This is a genomic window from Vallitalea longa (genome assembly GCF_027923465.1).
Taxonomy (GTDB): domain Bacteria; phylum Bacillota; class Clostridia; order Lachnospirales; family Vallitaleaceae; genus Vallitalea; species Vallitalea longa.
The window spans coordinates 230,190-247,504 of record NZ_BRLB01000002.1 but is presented as its reverse complement, the minus strand read 5'-3'; the positions used below and the strand labels follow the sequence as shown (position 1 = coordinate 247,504).

The 17,315-nt window shown below is 29.5% G+C and carries 20 protein-coding genes; all 20 read left to right on the top strand.

What is annotated here, in order from left to right; translation table 11 throughout:
- Positions 1 to 6 precede the first annotated feature (6 nt).
- The 20 genes from QMG30_RS07290 to rseP all read left to right on the top strand — a co-directional run bounded on the left by QMG30_RS07290 (position 7) and on the right by rseP (position 17,223).
- Complete coding sequence (locus tag QMG30_RS07290; RefSeq protein ID WP_281813963.1) at positions 7 to 678, top strand: flagellar brake protein; 672 nt, start codon at positions 7 to 9, stop codon at positions 676 to 678.
- A gap of 4 nt (positions 679 to 682) precedes the next feature.
- Positions 683 to 1,768: a protein-glutamate methylesterase/protein-glutamine glutaminase gene (locus QMG30_RS07285; protein ID WP_281813961.1), complete on the top strand. Its 1,086-nt coding sequence runs from the start codon at positions 683 to 685 to the stop codon at positions 1,766 to 1,768.
- The gene (locus tag QMG30_RS07280) at positions 1,769 to 3,841 is read left to right on the top strand and encodes a chemotaxis protein CheA (protein WP_281813959.1); all 2,073 of its coding nucleotides are present in this window, start codon (positions 1,769 to 1,771) and stop codon (positions 3,839 to 3,841) included. It abuts the gene before it with no gap.
- A 15-nt stretch (positions 3,842 to 3,856) separates the two neighbouring features.
- Positions 3,857 to 4,303, top strand: a complete 447-nt coding sequence (locus QMG30_RS07275) for a chemotaxis protein CheW (protein ID WP_281813957.1) — start codon at positions 3,857 to 3,859, stop codon at positions 4,301 to 4,303.
- Positions 4,304 to 4,381: 78 nt separating this feature from the next.
- Positions 4,382 to 5,005 (top strand): chemotaxis protein CheC, encoded by a 624-nt coding sequence (locus tag QMG30_RS07270; protein ID WP_281813955.1) that lies wholly within the window; start codon positions 4,382 to 4,384, stop codon positions 5,003 to 5,005.
- A gap of 3 nt (positions 5,006 to 5,008) precedes the next feature.
- Positions 5,009 to 5,494 (top strand): chemotaxis protein CheD, encoded by a 486-nt coding sequence (locus tag QMG30_RS07265; protein ID WP_281813953.1) that lies wholly within the window; start codon positions 5,009 to 5,011, stop codon positions 5,492 to 5,494.
- A 14-nt stretch (positions 5,495 to 5,508) separates the two neighbouring features.
- Entirely contained in the window at positions 5,509 to 5,832 is a 324-nt protein-coding gene (locus tag QMG30_RS07260; RefSeq protein ID WP_281813951.1) for a hypothetical protein, read from the top strand.
- A gap of 20 nt (positions 5,833 to 5,852) precedes the next feature.
- Positions 5,853 to 6,620: a FliA/WhiG family RNA polymerase sigma factor gene (locus QMG30_RS07255; protein ID WP_281813949.1), complete on the top strand. Its 768-nt coding sequence runs from the start codon at positions 5,853 to 5,855 to the stop codon at positions 6,618 to 6,620.
- A gap of 12 nt (positions 6,621 to 6,632) precedes the next feature.
- Complete coding sequence (locus tag QMG30_RS07250; protein ID WP_281813946.1) at positions 6,633 to 8,234, top strand: flagellar assembly protein A; 1,602 nt, start codon at positions 6,633 to 6,635, stop codon at positions 8,232 to 8,234.
- 30 nt (positions 8,235 to 8,264) lie between these two features.
- Complete coding sequence (locus QMG30_RS07245; protein ID WP_281813944.1) at positions 8,265 to 8,582, top strand: hypothetical protein; 318 nt, start codon at positions 8,265 to 8,267, stop codon at positions 8,580 to 8,582.
- A 124-nt stretch (positions 8,583 to 8,706) separates the two neighbouring features.
- A complete protein-coding gene (locus QMG30_RS07240; protein ID WP_281813942.1) occupies positions 8,707 to 9,258 on the top strand; it encodes a DUF6115 domain-containing protein in 552 nt (183 codons plus the stop codon).
- A 19-nt stretch (positions 9,259 to 9,277) separates the two neighbouring features.
- Entirely contained in the window at positions 9,278 to 9,817 is a 540-nt protein-coding gene (locus QMG30_RS07235) for a hypothetical protein (RefSeq protein WP_281813940.1), read from the top strand.
- Positions 9,818 to 9,955: 138 nt separating this feature from the next.
- Positions 9,956 to 10,690, top strand: coding sequence for a 30S ribosomal protein S2 (gene rpsB, locus QMG30_RS07230; protein WP_281813938.1), 735 nt, complete (start codon positions 9,956 to 9,958; stop codon positions 10,688 to 10,690).
- Between the two features lie 192 nt (positions 10,691 to 10,882).
- Positions 10,883 to 11,803, top strand: coding sequence for a translation elongation factor Ts (gene tsf / locus QMG30_RS07225; RefSeq protein ID WP_281813936.1), 921 nt, complete (start codon positions 10,883 to 10,885; stop codon positions 11,801 to 11,803).
- A 127-nt stretch (positions 11,804 to 11,930) separates the two neighbouring features.
- The gene (pyrH, locus tag QMG30_RS07220; protein WP_281813934.1) at positions 11,931 to 12,635 is read left to right on the top strand and encodes a UMP kinase; all 705 of its coding nucleotides are present in this window, start codon (positions 11,931 to 11,933) and stop codon (positions 12,633 to 12,635) included.
- A gap of 68 nt (positions 12,636 to 12,703) precedes the next feature.
- Positions 12,704 to 13,258 (top strand): ribosome recycling factor, encoded by a 555-nt coding sequence (frr, locus tag QMG30_RS07215; RefSeq protein ID WP_281813932.1) that lies wholly within the window; start codon positions 12,704 to 12,706, stop codon positions 13,256 to 13,258.
- Positions 13,259 to 13,355: 97 nt separating this feature from the next.
- The gene (gene uppS, locus QMG30_RS07210; protein ID WP_281813930.1) at positions 13,356 to 14,081 is read left to right on the top strand and encodes an undecaprenyl pyrophosphate synthase; all 726 of its coding nucleotides are present in this window, start codon (positions 13,356 to 13,358) and stop codon (positions 14,079 to 14,081) included.
- A gap of 16 nt (positions 14,082 to 14,097) precedes the next feature.
- Entirely contained in the window at positions 14,098 to 14,901 is an 804-nt protein-coding gene (locus tag QMG30_RS07205; protein WP_281813928.1) for a phosphatidate cytidylyltransferase, read from the top strand.
- Positions 14,902 to 15,019: 118 nt separating this feature from the next.
- Entirely contained in the window at positions 15,020 to 16,162 is a 1,143-nt protein-coding gene (locus tag QMG30_RS07200) for a 1-deoxy-D-xylulose-5-phosphate reductoisomerase (RefSeq protein WP_281813925.1), read from the top strand.
- Positions 16,163 to 16,194: 32 nt separating this feature from the next.
- Positions 16,195 to 17,223 carry an RIP metalloprotease RseP gene (rseP, locus tag QMG30_RS07195; protein WP_281813923.1) on the top strand — a complete coding sequence of 343 codons (1,029 nt, stop codon included), beginning with the start codon at positions 16,195 to 16,197 and terminating at the stop codon, positions 17,221 to 17,223.
- Positions 17,224 to 17,315: the final 92 nt, after the last annotated feature.

The following is a 17,315-nucleotide window of genomic DNA, read 5'->3' as shown; positions in this document are numbered from 1 at the left end:
GTATTTATGACATTTAAAGCATTGGCACTAGGAGATAAAGTTGAAATATCAAGATTGAAATTCAATATGAATGAAACATATAAGAACGAACAGGTATATGCTAGTATTTTGCAAGATATTGGAGATAATGAATTAATCATAACTGCACCTGTAAAGAATGGTAAAATCATTCCATTAGAAGTGGGCGCAACTTATGTATTATCAATTTATACTAAAAATGGATTATACAAATGTAAAACATCTGTTAAAAATAGATATAAACAAAAAGAGTTACATTTTATTACATTCGAAATAAAATCAGAATTTAAAAAAAGTCAAAGAAGAAAATATTATAGATTGGAATGCATTCTTCCTATTCTTTTTACTGATATAAACGATAACATTTGGAATGAAGGGTTAATAGTAGATATTAGTGGTGGTGGATTAAGGTTTACTTCAAAGCAAAAGTTAGGTACTAATACTACTATTAGATGTAAAATAAACTTAGCTATGAATGATAAAGTGAATCATATTGATTTAAAGGGTAATGTTTTATTATCTGATATAGTTGATTTTGATACAATGAAATATGAAACAAGAATTATGTTTTGTGATATATCTAATGTTGATAGAGAAAAAATAATAAAATTTATTTTTGAAAAGGAACGAATGAGACGAAAGCGAAAAAAAGGACTGTGATAATATGGGCATAAATAATAAAAAAATTCTTGTGATTGATGACTCTGCATTCATGAGAAGAGTTATATCTGATATAATTAAAAGTGATTCTAGATGTGAGGTAATAGGAACTGCAAAAAACGGGGAAGATGGACTGCAAAAAATTAAAGAGCTAAAACCTGATGTTGTAACTCTGGACATTGAAATGCCTATAATGAATGGATTAGAGATGCTTGAACAATTAAAACTTGATAAAATACATGTACCTATAATTGTTATGAGTACTCTTGCTAGTGAAGGAACACAAGAAACAATTAGAGCGTTGGAACTTGGAGCTATTGATTTTGTTACTAAGCCTCAAAATATTTTTAAAGTTAATACTGAAGAAATGAAGAATAAGTTAATTGAGAAATTATTGATGGCAGTAAATATAAAAACTCCTAAAATACAACAGTTAAAACCTCGAAGAAGAGACTATCCTTCAAAAAAATTCAGAACAACTAAACCTGAAAATGATTGTTTATCAATAAACAGTAAAATAGTAGCAATTGGTTGTTCAACAGGTGGTCCTAGAGCACTTCAATATGTTTTGCCTTATCTTCCAAGTAATTTGGATGCAGGAATTATTATTGTACAGCACATGCCAGCAGGATTCACTAAGTCTTTAGCCGACCGACTTAATCAATTAAGTGAAATAAATGTAAAAGAAGCTGAAGATGGTGATATTATTGAAAAAGGTACAGCTTATATTGCACCAGGGAATTATCATATGAAAGTAATACAAGACAAGAAATGCAATCTTTGCATTAAATTATCAAAAGAAGACCCTTTCAGAGGACATAGACCAGCAGTTGATGTGATGATGAATTCATTGGTTGATGTTAATATAGATAACCTAATTGGTGTAATTATGACAGGTATGGGTAATGATGGTACCGAGGGCCTTTGGAATCTTAAAGATAATCATAAAATACATATAATTGCACAAGATGAAGAAACTTGTGTAGTATATGGAATGCCAAAAGCAGTTGTTGCTAAGGGCATTGCTGATGAGATAATACCATTAGAATCAATATCAGACTCAATTCTTAAGAAAGTGGGGGTGCTTTAATTGGATATAAGCCAATATTTAGAAATTTTTATTGAGGAATCAAAAGAACATTTACAAAGTTTAAATGAATCATTATTAGAACTTGAAAAAAATACAGATAATGTAGAATTGATTAATGAAGTGTTTAGAGTTGCTCATACCCTAAAAGGTATGGCTGCTACAATGGGATATAAACGGATGCAGAAATTAACACATGACATGGAAAACGTACTATCTGAAATAAGAAATGGAACAATCAAAGTAGAAGCTGATTTATTAGATGTTTTATTTCAATGCTTAGATGCATTAGAGCAGTATGTTGATCAAATTGTTGAATCTGGTTCCGAAGGCGACAAAGATAATCAAAATATCATTGATAAATTAAATATGATTTTAGACAATGATAAAAAAGATGATGAAACCAATAATAAAGACAGTAATAAAAGTAATAAGGAAGATAACGTAAAATCAAATTCAGCTAAAAAAGAATCATTATCTGATATGGATAAGAGAAAACACTTAAACATTAATTTTACTGATTTTGAAAGAAATGCGATAATCAAAGCTTATGAAGAAAATTATAAAGTATATGGTACTACTATTTATATAAGTGAAGGTTGCGTATTAAAATCCGCAAGAGCATTTATTGTATTTAGGACATTGGAAAAGCTAGGACAAGTTATTAAATCATATCCTGCTGTGCAAGATATTGAAGATGAAAAATTCGATACTGATTTTTCAACCTTCATAATAACTAAAGAAGAGCCTTCAACTATAATAAAGGAATTAACTTCTATTGCAGAAGTAACTGAAGTTTTAACTGATGAAATTAAAATTGAAGATGAAGAAAATACAAAAATAGAAAAAAAAGAAGTTAATGAAAAGAAAGTCAGTAAAACAACTAAAAAACAACCAAACAATTCTACCAGTAAAACAACTAAGCCTAAGACAAACCGAACTGTTAGAGTAGATATTGAAAGATTAGATACTCTTATGAATTTAGTTAGTGAACTTATCATTATAAAAAATGGTTTAGAGACTATTGAATTAAAAAATACTAGTCATAATTTCAATGAACAAATAGAATATTTGGAAAGAATTACTACAAATTTGCATGATGCAGTTATGAAAGTCAGAATGGTTCCGATAGAACGTGTATTTAATCGTTTCCCTAGACTAATAAGGGATTTATCAAGAAAATTAAATAAAAATATTGAATTACACATGTCTGGAGAAGAAACAGAGCTTGATAGGACAGTAATAGATGAAATTGGAGATCCTTTAGTTCACTTATTAAGAAATGCTGGGGATCATGGTCTAGAAACTCCTGATGTAAGAGTAAAAGCAGGCAAAGATCCTGTAGGGATAATTGATCTCAGAGCATACCAAGATGGAAATAATGTAATTATAGAAGTTGTTGATGACGGGAAAGGTATAGATGTAAATAATATCAAAAATAAAGCTGTAAGTAAAGGCGTATTATCTAGAGAACAAGCTGATAGTATGAACGATCAAGAAATAATAGAATTATTGTTCAAACCAAGTTTCAGTACAGCAGAAAAGATATCAGATGTTTCTGGTAGAGGTGTCGGATTAGATGTAGTTAAAACTAAAATAGAAGCTCTCGGGGGTGATATTGAAGTTAAAACAGAAATCAATAGAGGCAGTAAATTCATCATAAGACTTCCTTTAACACTTGCTATAATCCAGGCACTAATGGTTAATCTTGGAGAAGAAAAATATGCAATACCTCTTAATACAATTCAAAATATAGAAGATGTATTAATATCTGATATAAAATATATCCAGAATCAAGAAGTGATTAATCTAAGAGGACGTGTAATACCAATTATAAGATTGCATGATAAATTGGATATACCTACTGAAGATAAAGAGAAAGATTCCTTAACTGTAGTTATTGTGAATAAAGGAGAAAAACAAGCTGGAATAGTAGTTGATTCTCTTATTGGACAACAAGAAATAGTAATAAAAACATTAGGGAAATATTTAACTAATATCAAATTAATCGCAGGTGCTACTATACTTGGTGATGGCGAGGTTGCATTAATTCTAGATGTAAATTCATTAGTTTAATAGGAGGGTCGCAAAATGGAAGAAAATAATAATCAAGAAGTCATACAATATATTGTAGCTAAGATTGGTCATGAACAATATGGAGTTAATATACAACATGTACATAATATAGAAAGAATGTTAAGAATAACTAGGGTTCCGAAAGCACCATATTATATAAAAGGTGTCGTAAATCTACGTGGGGATATAATTCCTGTAATGAGTTTAAGACTTAAATTTCGATTAGACCCTGATGAGTATACCAATGATACTAGAATTATAATTGTTAAGATAGATGGTAATCCAATGGGATTTATTGTTGATGAAGTTAAGGAAGTGATTAATTTAACAGAAGACAATATTGAAAAAATAGCTAAAGATTCTAGCGATGAAAAAAATATTTATGTTCAAGGTGTTGGCAAAATTGGTAAGGAATTAGTGACTTTACTAAATATAGATGGCTTAATTAATACTAACGATTAGAAGATGCTGATTATCAACTAGAATATATAAGACTGATTACTAATATTTATGTCTTAAGCGAAGGGATAGGATATTTTAATGGATAATATTAATATTGATACTTTAGATAACATACAGCTAGATGTATTAAAAGAAATTGGAAATATTGGGGCAGGAAATGCTACAACTGCCCTTTCTCAAATGATTAACAAAAAAGTTGATATGGGAGTACCAAAAGTAAATATATCTGAATTTAAAGAGTTATCAGATGTATTAGGTGGTGCTGAAAATCAAGTAGTAGGGATATTACTTAATGTAGATGGTGAAATCAATGGAATGATGATGTTTATACTAGAGAAGACCTCCGCACATAATCTAGTTAATATACTTATGGGAAAAGAATTAAATACCTTTGAAGATTTTACTGAAATAGATTTGTCTGCATTAAAAGAAATAGGTAACATTATTACAGGAGCATATTTATCATCATTATCATCATTAACTAATTTGAAAATAGTATCATCTATACCATATATGGCTATTGATATGGCCGGAGCTATACTAAGTGTACCTGCTATTGAATTCGGTAAAATTGGGGATAAAGCATTATTGATACAAACAGAATTTGGCGAAGGTGAAGATAAAGTATTTGGTAACTTTATATTAATTCCTGACGTTAAATCTTATGGGACAATATTAAAATCTCTAGGGATAACAGAGTAGTATATGGAAGAAAAAATAAAGGTTGGGATGGCAGATCTTAATGTTTGCGTCTCACCAGGTATATTGACAACACTTGGACTAGGTTCTTGTGTAGGTATTGTGTTATATGACCCAATTAAAAAAGTGGGTGGACTTGCACATATTATGCTTCCCGATAGCACTCAGATAAAAAACAATAGCAATTTAGCAAAATTTGCAGATACTGGTATAAAAAAATTAATTGATGATATGACTAAGTTAGGTGCTAATAAAAAAAGACTTGTAGCAAAATTAGCTGGAGGAGCACAAATGTTCTCATTTAAAAGCAATAATGATTTAATGAGGATAGGAGATAGAAATGTTGAGGCATCTATTAAGATGTTACAGACTTTGGGAATTAGAATCCTTTCAAAGGATACAGGTAAAAATTATGGTAGAACAATAGAATTTTATACAGAAACAGGGGAATTACTGATTAAAACAATTGGTAAAGAGATTAAAATCATATAAGGATGGTAGGTAACATGGTTAGAAATTTGCGTATCATAATAATGCTTATTGCAGGAATTATTGTTAGTATATTAGGACTTATTAATAGATACGATATTAAAACTCTTAGTATAACAATGATTATCGTTTTAGCTATCTTCTTTATCTTAGGTTCTATCATACAGAAAATAGTGAATAGAGTATACAAACAAGTAAGAAAAAAAGAGAAAGAACAAATGATTAGTGAATTAAACAAAAAACATGAAAAAGCTAATGATGATGAAAACCAAGATGATATGGCTGATGACAATGAAGTTGATAATAATAAACAACCCGTAGAAGATAGTAAAACAGACTAAAAACTTTAACGGAGGCTAAAATGGATGAGAAGAGTAGAATAATATTGTGGGAACAGTATTCAAAAGATAGAACACTTATCTTAAAAGAAAAATTGATATTAGAATATGCTCAGTTAGTTAAAGTTGTGGCTGGTAGACTTAATATGTATCTGGGTAATAATGTCGAATATGAAGATCTTGTAGGATATGGTGTTTTTGGATTAATAGATGCTATAGATAAATTCGATTTTCACAAAGGAGTAAAATTTGAAACTTATGCGTCATTGAGGATAAGAGGTGCTATTTTAGATAATATCAGACGAATGGACTGGATTCCAAGGTCACTTAGAAAAAAACAGAAATTAATTGATAATGCTAATTCTAAATTAGAGAATACTTATGGTAGATTAGCTACAGATGAAGAGATGGCAGAAGAGCTTAGTATAACATTAAAAGAGTATGAGAAATGGATAAATCAGACCAAGCTCTTAACTTTAACTTCTCTTGAAGAATATATTGATCAAGGAAGTGAGCTTAGAATTGAGCCTATGAATAAGTCTAGATACACACAGCCTGAAAGAGTTGTAGAGAAAAACGAACTTAAAGAGATACTTGCTGAGGTTATAGAAAATTTGCTTGATAACGAGAAAAAAGTTATAATCTTATATTACTTTGAAGAACTTACATTAAAAGAGATAAGTCATATACTTGAGGTATCAGAATCTAGGGTTTCTCAAATACATACTAAAGCACTAAAAAAATTAAAAATAAAGCTGGGTAATAATATAGAACTGTTAGCAGGTTTTTAGGGGAGTGATATTATGGATACAATTTATGATGGATATTTTATTTTATCAAATAAAGAAGATGGGTTATATATTAAGTTGTTTCCTAGCAAAAACAAGGGTAAGGATATAGAACTTAATGATGTTCTATTTGCATTAGAAAATAATAACATTACAGATTATGATAAGGATTTGATTATTGATAAATTAAGAGATTTAGAGGAGGTATGTGACTTTAAAATATCTGATTCTAACGTAGAAGCAGCTGATGAAACTATGGATATAAATGTTTCTATGGATAAATTATATGTTTATATTAGATTTAGCCCACCAGTAGGTGATGGTAAGAAACTAACAAGTGAAGCGATAGTTAAAGAATTACAAGGTAGAAATATAGAATTTGGTATAGACTATGAAAAAATCGATTTAATCGTAAAAAATAAAAAATATAATAGAGATATAATTGTTGCAAGAGGATTAAAGCCCGTTAAGGGTAAAGATGGGGAGATTGAATATTTATTTGAGACTCAGAAAAAAATTAAACCACATATGAATAAAGATGGTACAGTTGACTATCATAAACTTAATCTTATTACTAACGTTAAAGATGGTGATGCATTAGCTAGGCTAATTAAAGAAGAAGAAGGCATTGCCGGTAAGAATGTTTATGGTCAGGAAGTACCACCACCAAAAGTAAAAGCTAAAAAACTATATTTTGGTAAAAATACTAAAGTAAGAGATAATACTTTATATGCAATCAAAGATGGACAAGTTAAAATAGATGACGGAAAAGTAATTGTACTGGATTATCTTGAGATTCCTGGTAATGTTGATAATTCAACTGGAGATATAGATTTTTTTGGGACAGTCCTAATTCGTGGTAATGTACTTACTGGTTATAATGTCAAAGCAAAAGGTGATGTAGAAGTAAGTGGAGTAGTAGAAGGAGCACATATTATTGCTGATGGCAATATAGTTCTCCACAGAGGAATACAAGGAATGGATAGAGGAATAATTGAGGCTAAAGGTAATGTGATGGCCAAATACATAGAAAACAGTAAAGTTACTGCTGGAGGGTGCATTCACTCTGATGCAATTCTACATAGTGATGTTTCTTGTAAAGGAAACATACTAGTAGATGGAAAAAAAGGATTAATATCTGGAGGTACTGTAAGGTCAGGTATCGAAGTCAGTGCTAAGGTCATTGGTTCACATATGGGTACAGTCACGGTTATAGATGTTGGAATAGATCCTACATATATAGATGAATATAATGAATTACAGAAAAATATCAAACAATTAACTAAAGAAGAAGTTAAATTGAGTCAAATAATAACGCTATTAAATAAGAAAAAACGAATATCCGGAGAACTTAGCAAAGAAAAAAAAGAAATGTTGATATCAGCTACTAGAAGTAAAATATTTGTTAACAATAAATTGACCAGTTATCAAAAAAAATATAATGAGATGGTAGATAACATTGATAATAAGAACACGGGAAAAGTAAAAGTAATAGGAAATATATATCCTGGTGTTAGGGTTTCAATAGGTAATGTAAAATATTATGTTAGAAAAGATATTAAATATTGTGTATTGTATCAAGATGGAGCAGATATAAAAATTGCTAGTTACAGTTAACAAATAAAAAGATAATAAGGAGGTAATTCTATGTCAATAAGACCTCTAGACATGCAAGTGATGTTACCTAAGACCCAAGAAGTTGCTAGTATCAAACATCTTGACCAACAGAAGTCAAATATCAATCAACAAAATATTTCTCAAACTATAAATGCTAACGTTAAAAATGAAACTAAAAATGTCGTTAAGTCAGGTGAAAACGAAAAAGCTTATTCTAGACCGGATGCTAAGAAAAAAGGTAAAAACAAGTACCAAAACAGTAATAAGAAAAAAGATAATAAGAAAGAAAACGAAAAAGATAAAAATCATCGTAGTATTACAAGAAATAAAATAGATATTAGAATATGATTAACTCAATTAACTCAACTATAATATTATTCTGCATAGCCTTTTAATTAGCTTACAAGCATAAAATATCTAGTGGAATATTGAGTAATTAAAAATAAAATTTTAATGGTAAGAGGTAACTTGCATGGAGTATATAAACATAATTGTTATTGCATTCATTATAATTGGTATCATTTTTATAGTATTGAGTTTTATGGTAAAAGACAAAACTCAAAAGTCTGAAGATACCAAAACAGAAAAAAAGTTGATGGAAGAATTAATTTCTAAAAATAAAGATATTGAAAATATGGATCTGAATAAAGATGAAATAATGAAAGAAATAAGTAATAAGATACTAGAACTAAACGATTATTCTAGTTTCATCAAAAAGGAATTAAATGATAAACATAAAGAATTATTATTCTTATACCAACTTATATGTGAAAAAGAAAAAAACATTAAAAAACTATCTAACATTAACAGTATTAAAAAGAAAAATGAAATTGAAGTAATAGAAAATGATGATGAAATAATAGAGGAAGATTATGCTCTTGATTTTCAAAATGTAGAAAACAAGAATCAAAAGATAATCGATTTTCATAAAAAAGGATATTCAATAACCGATATAGCCAAGATCATGGCTTTAGGTAAAGGTGAAGTTAAATTGATTCTAGAATTAGGAACAACAAGAGAATAGTGGATTCATGAGGTGCATAATGAACAAACATAAATATTTTTTTAGAGGTGTAGGTATTACTTTAATAATTACTACCATTATTTTTTATTTCATTGGCTTAAATATTAATAAAAATGCTATCGAAAATATAAGCGATGAAGATTTAATATCAAAAGCCCAAAAATTAGGTATGGTAGTAGAAGATGAACAATCTAAAACAGAATTAACTGATAAAGAAATAATATTAAAAGCTAAAAAATTAGGAATGATAATTCCTGTTGATAACGAAGAAGAGAATAAGCAAAGCGATAACAATAAAGTGATAGATGAACAAGATAGAAAAGAATCTTATAATGATGAAAAAAATAATGAAAATGATACAGTAAAAATTCAAATCAAGTATGGAATGAGTTCAAGAGATGCAGCTAAAATACTATTTGATAATGAAGTTATTGACGATATTGATGAATGTGATAAATATTTGATGGTTAACAATATTGCTGGAAAGATTAAAATAGGAACATATGAATTCAAAATCAATAGTACATACGAAGAAGTAATGAAAATTTTTACAAATTAGCTTGATTATTTTTGGGTATTATGATATACTAGCACTCGTGAAAAAACACGTATTCAGATTTTTAGAAAGGTGCCTTATACGGTATTCTAAAAAGTTGAAGAATGCGGAAGAAAAAAACCAAAATTATGGAGGTATAACATGAGCGTTATTTCAATGAAACAATTGTTAGAAGCAGGTGTTCATTTTGGACATCAAACAAGAAGATGGAATCCAAAAATGGCTGAGTATATTTATACTGAGAGAAATGGAATTTACATCATCGATTTACAAAAAACTGTAGGTAAAGTAGACGATGCATACAATGCTATTAAAGAAGCAGTAGCAGATGGTGGTAATGTATTATTCGTTGGTACTAAAAAACAAGCTCAAGATGCAATCAAATTAGAATCAGAACGTTGTGGAATGTTCTATGTTAACCAAAGATGGTTAGGTGGAATGTTAACAAACTTTAAAACAATCCAAACTAGAATCGGAAGACTTAAGAACTTAGAGAGAATGCAAGAAGACGGTACTTTTGATTTATTACCAAAAAAAGAAGTAATTAAGTTAAAACATGAAATGGAAAAACTCGAAAAGAATCTTGGCGGTATCAAGGAAATGAAAGATATTCCAGATATTATGTTTATAGTAGATCCAAGAAAAGAAAAGATTGCTATTCAAGAAGCTCATATTTTAGGAATACCTATTGTATCAATTGTAGATACAAACTGTGATCCAGAAGAAGTTGATTATGTAATCCCTGGTAATGATGATGCTATTAGAGCAGTCAAATTAATCGTTTCTAAGATGGCAGATGCTGTTATTGAAGCTAACCAAGGTGCACAAGATAATATAGAAGAAGCTGCAAAAGAAGCAGAAGCAAAGGCTAAATAGTAATTATAAAAATGCTTCAACCAGCTACTATGGTTGAAGCATTTATTGTATATTCTGAAATATGTATTGATTGAGATTATAATGTTAATAATTACTAATAAACAATATGTAGCTATGATATATAATAAATATTACTAATGAATTAAAGTATTAATTAAGTACGATATAAAAATGAATATGGAGGGTGTAAACATGGCAGTAACTGCTAGTATGGTAAAAGAGTTAAGAGAAAGAACTGGTGCTGGTATGATGGATTGCAAAAAAGCACTAGTAGAAAATAATGAAGACATGGAAAAAGCTGTTGAATTCTTGAGAGAAAAAGGATTAGCAAAAGCAGCTAAAAAAGCTGGAAGAATTGCAGCAGAAGGATTAGTTGCAACATATATTTCAGATGATAACAAAGTTGCTTCAATCGTAGAAGTAAACAGTGAGACTGATTTTGTTGCTAAAAATGATACTTTTAAAGGTTATGTTGCAGATGTTGCTACAGCAGCAGCAAATACAAAAGCTAATGATATTGAAGGATTCTTAAATGATGCTTGGGTTAAAGATGAAAGTAAAACCGTTAAAGATGCTTTAACAGAGCAAATAGCAGTTATTGGTGAAAACATGAACATCAGAAGATTTGAAAAAATCGAAGCAGATGGAAGTTTTGTAGCTTCTTATATTCATGGTGGTGGAAAAATCGGTGTTCTTGTAGAAATGGTAGGGGAAGCTAATGATGCAACAATTGAATGTGCTAGAAATATAGCAATGCAAGTTGCAGCTGTATCACCTAAATACATTTCTAGAGATCAAGTAGATGCTGATTATATTGAAAAAGAGAAAGAAATTCTTAAGCAACAAGCTAAGAACGAAAATCCAAATAAGCCTGATAATATAATTGAGAAAATGATTATCGGTCGTTTAAATAAAGAAATGAAAGAAATATGTCTATTAGATCAAGCATATGTAAAAGATGGCGATTTAAATGTTTCTAAATATATCGCTTCAGTAGCAAAAGAAACTGGTGTTCAATTATCTGTTAAGAAATATGTTCGTTTTGAAACTGGTGAAGGTTTAGAAAAAAGAGAAGAAAATTTTGCTGAAGAAGTTGCAAAGCAAATGCAATAATTATATGGATTTTCATATGTAATTTAAATAAAAGGAAACACTTAGTGTTTCCTTTTTTTAAGAAATGGATATTTATACTAGAAAAAATTACTAGTTTGTGATAAATTAATAGATAGAGGTGTTATATATGTCAAAGTATAGCAGAGTTTTACTAAAATTAAGCGGAGAAGCTCTTTCAGGTGAAAAGGGTGTAGGATTTGATGAAAAAACAGTACTAATGGTAGCAAACCAAATAAAAGATATCGTAGAAAAAGGTACTCAAGTGGCTATAGTAATTGGTGGAGGTAACTTCTGGAGAGGAAGAACTAGCCAGAATATGGATAGAACCAAATCAGACCAAATAGGTATGATGGCTACAGTTATGAATTCGCTATATATGGCAGAAATTTTAAGAACCATAGGGTTAAAAAGTGTTGTCCAGACACCTTTTAAAATTGGAACTACAACAGAAGAATTTTCTAAAGATAAAGCAATAGAGCGTTTAACAAATAATGAAGTAGTTCTATTTGCAGGAGGCACAGGACATCCATATTTCTCAACAGATACAGCAGCTGCACTACGAGCTATTGAAACAGAATGTGATGTTATATTACTTGCTAAAAATGTTGACGGTGTGTATGATAGTGACCCAAATGAGAACATAAATGCTAAAAAATATGATAAATTGACTTATAAGGATATTGTTTCCAAAGGACTGAAAGTAATTGATCTTACATCTGCGATTATGTGTATGGAGCAAAATATGCCTATGCTAGTATTTTCTTTGATTGAAGAAGACAGTATTAAAAATGCTATGGAAAATAACATTAGCGGTACATTCATTACGATATAAGCTATACAACAAATAGTTGATTTCCTGCTATTTATCGTATGGCTAAGAAAATAATAGGAGGAGAAAAAATGTTACAAGAAATTAATAAGTATGAAGAAAAAATGAAAAAGACAATCAATGCGTTAGATAACGATTATAATTCAATAAGAGCGGGTAGAGCTAATCCACATGTATTGGATAGAGTTACAGTTGATTATTACGGTCAATCTACACCATTACAACAAGTTGGTAATGTTTCAATACCTGAACCTAGAATGATTCAAATACAACCATGGGACGCTAGTATGATGAAAGAAATTGAAAAAGCAATATTAGCTTCTGATGTAGGAATTACTCCTAATAATGATGGTAAAATCATACGATTAGTATTCCCTGAACTTACTGAAGAAAGAAGAAAATCTTTAACAAAAGACGTTAAGAAAAAAGGTGAAGAAGCTAAAGTAGCCGTTAGGAATATTAGAAGAGATGCGTTGGATCATTTTAAAAAAGCAGAAAAAAACCATGAAATAACAGAAGATGATTTGAAAGATTATGAAAAAGATATGCAAAAATTAACTGATAAATATATAAAAGAAATAGATGTACATGTAGACAACAAGACTAAAGAAATACTAACAGTATAGATTGTTTATATTTGCCCCTCTATATGAGGGGTTGTTTTTAATATCCTTTATTAGGAATAATAATATAATATTTCTTAGGATGAAAGGAATTGTTTTTATGAAAACAGAAAATAATCGTAATGTTCCAAGACATGTGGCAATAATAATGGACGGAAATGGTAGATGGGCAAAATCAAGAGGCAAAAAAAGACAAGCGGGTCATAGACAAGGTTCTAAAACTTTAGAAACAATATGTAAACAGGCATATGATATAGGTATAGAATATATAACCGCATATGCTTTTTCTACTGAAAATTGGGCTAGACCCATAGATGAAATAAATAATTTAATGAATTTATTAAGACAATATTTAAAAACAAGTTTAAAAAATGCTAGTAGGGATAATATAAAGGTAAGAGTCATAGGTGATAAAACTGGACTTGATAAGGATATTATAACAAGTATTGATAGATTAGAAGAAGGGTCAAAAAACAATACTGGATTACGACTACAAATTGCTTTAAATTATGGTGGCCGAGATGAGATTGTTAGAATGACAAAAAAGATAGTTTGTGATATTGAAAATAATAAAATTAATATAAATTCTATTAACCAAGATCTTATAGAAGAATATCTTGACACGAAAGACATACCTGATCCAGATTTATTAATTAGGACAAGTGGAGAAATGAGATTGAGCAACTTCCTACTTTGGCAGTTAGCTTATACTGAATTTTATTTTGTCCAAAAACATTGGCCTGATTTTACTATAGAAGATTTAGAAGGTGCTATAGAATACTATAGTAATATTGATAGAAGGTATGGTAAAGTTAAAGAAAGATAAAAGGAGGAATGGGTATATGAAAACAAGAGTTATATCTTCAATAATTGCATTGCCTATATTGTTAGTTCCTTTAATTTATGGTGGTAAGATATTAGTTTTAATATTATTTTTAGTTTCATTAATAGGACTTTTTGAATTTTATAGGGCTTATAGAGTTAGGTTACAACTTAAAGTAGTAGGTTATGTTGCTACTCTTGCATATTATTTGCTTTTAGTATTTGATAAAAGTACGTATCTACAAGAATTTTATGGTATATTCTTTTTGATATTATTGATTAGTTATGTTTTGTTTTATCCAAAAAATGATCTAAAAGAGATTATGAATGTTTTCATAGGATTTTTCTATGTGGTCTATCTTTTATCCCATATTTTGTTAGTAAGAAGTAATGAAATATATGGTGCTTGGTCAATATGGCTAATATTTATTGCTGCTTTTGGAAGTGATACTGTAGCTTATTTTGTAGGTGTCAATTTCGGAAAACATAGGTTGGCTGAAAAATTGAGCCCTAAAAAAAGTATTGAAGGTTCTATAGGTGGTATTGTTGGAGCTATTGTACTTTGTATCATATATGGTGTTATTCTACTTAACTTAGAAAAATTATCAGATCCTATGAATCTTATTACTTTTGCACTTATTGGTGGAGTGGGGTCTATATTATCACAAATAGGTGATTTGGCTGCTTCAGCAATGAAAAGACAGAATAATATAAAAGATTTTGGTACCATAATGCCAGGTCATGGAGGTATTTTAGATAGGCTTGATAGTATTATATTTACAGCTCCATTTGTTTATTATATTTTAAGGTTTTTTATTATATAATGGTTAAAATTGATGTTGAACATAATTTTATTTTACTTATTTGATATAATTAGTTATACTAATAAATATATATTTTATATATAAAATTAAATAGTGGTGTTTGGAAGAGGAGAACAAATTGAAGAATATATCTATTTTAGGTTCGACTGGTTCAATAGGAAGGCAAACCATTGATATTGTAGGTAGGTTAGATAATATTAATGTTATAGGACTTACAGCTAATACAAATATAGATTTACTTGAGAATCAGATAAAAATTGTTAAACCAAGAGTTGTAGCAGTGATGGATGAAAAAAAAGCACGTATTCTGAAAAGTAGAGTTAATTCTAAAGTGGAAGTATTAAGTGGAATGGAAGGTCTTATTGCAGTTGCTACTTTGTCAGAGGTTGATATTGTAGTTACAGCTGTAGTAGGAATGATAGGTATTAGACCTACAGTAGCAGCTATAAAGGCTTCTAAGGATATAGCTTTAGCTAATAAAGAAACTTTAGTGACTGCTGGTTCAATAATAAGGGATTTAGTAAAGAAATATAAGGTTAATATTTTTCCTGTAGATAGTGAACATTCTGCTATATTTCAATGTCTAAAGGGAGAGAATAAGAAAGAAGTTAGTAAAATTCTATTAACAGCTTCTGGAGGACCTTTTAGAGGTAAAAGTAAAGAGAAATTAGAAGATATATCAATAGATCAAGCACTAAATCATCCTAATTGGTCAATGGGTCCCAAGATTACTGTAGATTCAGCTACACTTATGAATAAAGGACTAGAAGTAATAGAAGCAAAGTGGCTTTTTGATGTTACACCAAATCAAATAGAGGTTGTTGTACATCCACAAAGTATAATTCATTCTATGGTGGAATATAATGATGGTAGTATAATAGCACAATTGGGTGTCCCTGATATGAGGATTCCAATACAATATGCTCTTAATTATCCAAAACGTGTAGAAAATAATATTGATAGACTTGATATATTTCAAGTTGCTAAGCTAACTTTTGAAAAGCCTGATGTTAAGACATTCAGATGTTTAGGTCTGGCATATAAAGCACTGAATGAAGAAGGTTCAATACTATCAGTATTAAATGCGGCTAATGAGTTGGCAGTAAATAAATTTTTACACAATAAAATAAGCTTCTTAGAGATTCCTGACATAATAGAATATGCCATGGATGAGCATAAAAACGTATCAAATCCATCTTTAGATAATATATTTGAGGCTGAAAAAGAAACTTATGAGATTATTAGGAGTAGATGGGGATAGAGTAGTTAATAAGGAAGGGAATGAATGTTTATATGAATATAGTTGTTGCAATTTTAATATTTGGATTGCTCATTTTAGTTCATGAATTAGGTCACTTTCTGGCGGCAAGAAAAAATGGTATTCTTGTAGAAGAATTTGCTATAGGTATGGGTCCTAAATTATTTGGTATACAAAGAGAAGATACATTATACTCTATTAGATTGTTACCTTTTGGCGGTTACTGTAAAATGCTTGGGGAAGATGAAGAAGTAGAAGATGACCATAGAGCATTCTCTAACAAATCAGTAGGTGCTAGAATTGTAGTTGTTGTAGCAGGTGCAACTTTTAACATATTACTTGCATTTATTTTTTCGTGTTTGATAGTTGGAGGATTTGGAGCTGTTTCAACTACTATTGGTGAAGTTACGGAAAATTCTCCAGCAGATAATGCAGGGTTGATGGCAGGAGATAAAATAGTAAAAGTTGATAATCATAATATAGTAGCATATGAAGAAGTTGGTTTGTACATTAGTCTCAAAAAAGGTGAAAGTATTGATTTATCTTATAAAAGGGATGGAAATACTTATACAACCAATATAAAACCTGAGGCTGATAGTCAAGGTGATCTTAAGATAGGAATTACAGGTGAGTCTATTAAAAATGGTAATATACTGGAAATAATTAAATATGGCTTCATTAAAGTACTGTTCTGGATTAAGACAGTATTCATAAGTCTGGGTATGATTTTTAAGGGTCAAGTTACAAGACAAGATTTTGGTGGTCCAGTAAGAATTATATCAGAGATTAGTAAAGGTTATACTGCAAGTGTTCAATATGGAATAAAACAAGTGTTTTATGTAATTTCATCTTATATTGTTTTACTGAGTGCTAACCTTGGAATAATGAACTTATTACCGTTACCAGCTCTTGATGGTGGTAGACTTGTATTTCTACTTATTGAAGCGATCAGAAGAAAACCAATTAATAGAGAAAAGGAAGCATATGTTAATTTTATTGGATTTGTATTATTAATGGTATTAATGGTGTTTATATTATTTAATGATATTAGTAATGTATTTTGATATCAAGAAATGGAGACTGTCACATAATACAATTTTAATAGCTAATAGTTTCCGGTGAGTCTATTTAGCTTATTATCTAGTTCTGTAAATCA

Bases quoted from the DNA above. Each gene is read 5' to 3' on its own strand.
- QMG30_RS07290 (WP_281813963.1), top strand. From the start codon at position 7: ATGACATTTAAAGCATTGGCACTAGGAGATAAAGTTGAAATATCAAGA.
- QMG30_RS07285 (WP_281813961.1), top strand. From the start codon at position 683: ATGGGCATAAATAATAAAAAAATTCTTGTGATTGATGACTCTGCATTC.
- QMG30_RS07275 (WP_281813957.1), top strand. From the start codon at position 3,857: ATGGAAGAAAATAATAATCAAGAAGTCATACAATATATTGTAGCTAAG.
- QMG30_RS07270 (WP_281813955.1), top strand. From the start codon at position 4,382: ATGGATAATATTAATATTGATACTTTAGATAACATACAGCTAGATGTA.
- QMG30_RS07265 (WP_281813953.1), top strand. From the start codon at position 5,009: ATGGAAGAAAAAATAAAGGTTGGGATGGCAGATCTTAATGTTTGCGTC.
- QMG30_RS07260 (WP_281813951.1), top strand. From the start codon at position 5,509: ATGGTTAGAAATTTGCGTATCATAATAATGCTTATTGCAGGAATTATT.
- QMG30_RS07255 (WP_281813949.1), top strand. From the start codon at position 5,853: ATGGATGAGAAGAGTAGAATAATATTGTGGGAACAGTATTCAAAAGAT.
- QMG30_RS07250 (WP_281813946.1), top strand. From the start codon at position 6,633: ATGGATACAATTTATGATGGATATTTTATTTTATCAAATAAAGAAGAT.
- QMG30_RS07245 (WP_281813944.1), top strand. From the start codon at position 8,265: ATGTCAATAAGACCTCTAGACATGCAAGTGATGTTACCTAAGACCCAA.
- QMG30_RS07240 (WP_281813942.1), top strand. From the start codon at position 8,707: ATGGAGTATATAAACATAATTGTTATTGCATTCATTATAATTGGTATC.
- QMG30_RS07235 (WP_281813940.1), top strand. From the start codon at position 9,278: ATGAACAAACATAAATATTTTTTTAGAGGTGTAGGTATTACTTTAATA.
- rpsB (WP_281813938.1), top strand. From the start codon at position 9,956: ATGAGCGTTATTTCAATGAAACAATTGTTAGAAGCAGGTGTTCATTTT.
- tsf (WP_281813936.1), top strand. From the start codon at position 10,883: ATGGCAGTAACTGCTAGTATGGTAAAAGAGTTAAGAGAAAGAACTGGT.
- pyrH (WP_281813934.1), top strand. From the start codon at position 11,931: ATGTCAAAGTATAGCAGAGTTTTACTAAAATTAAGCGGAGAAGCTCTT.
- frr (WP_281813932.1), top strand. From the start codon at position 12,704: ATGTTACAAGAAATTAATAAGTATGAAGAAAAAATGAAAAAGACAATC.
- uppS (WP_281813930.1), top strand. From the start codon at position 13,356: ATGAAAACAGAAAATAATCGTAATGTTCCAAGACATGTGGCAATAATA.
- QMG30_RS07205 (WP_281813928.1), top strand. From the start codon at position 14,098: ATGAAAACAAGAGTTATATCTTCAATAATTGCATTGCCTATATTGTTA.
- rseP (WP_281813923.1), top strand. From the start codon at position 16,195: ATGAATATAGTTGTTGCAATTTTAATATTTGGATTGCTCATTTTAGTT.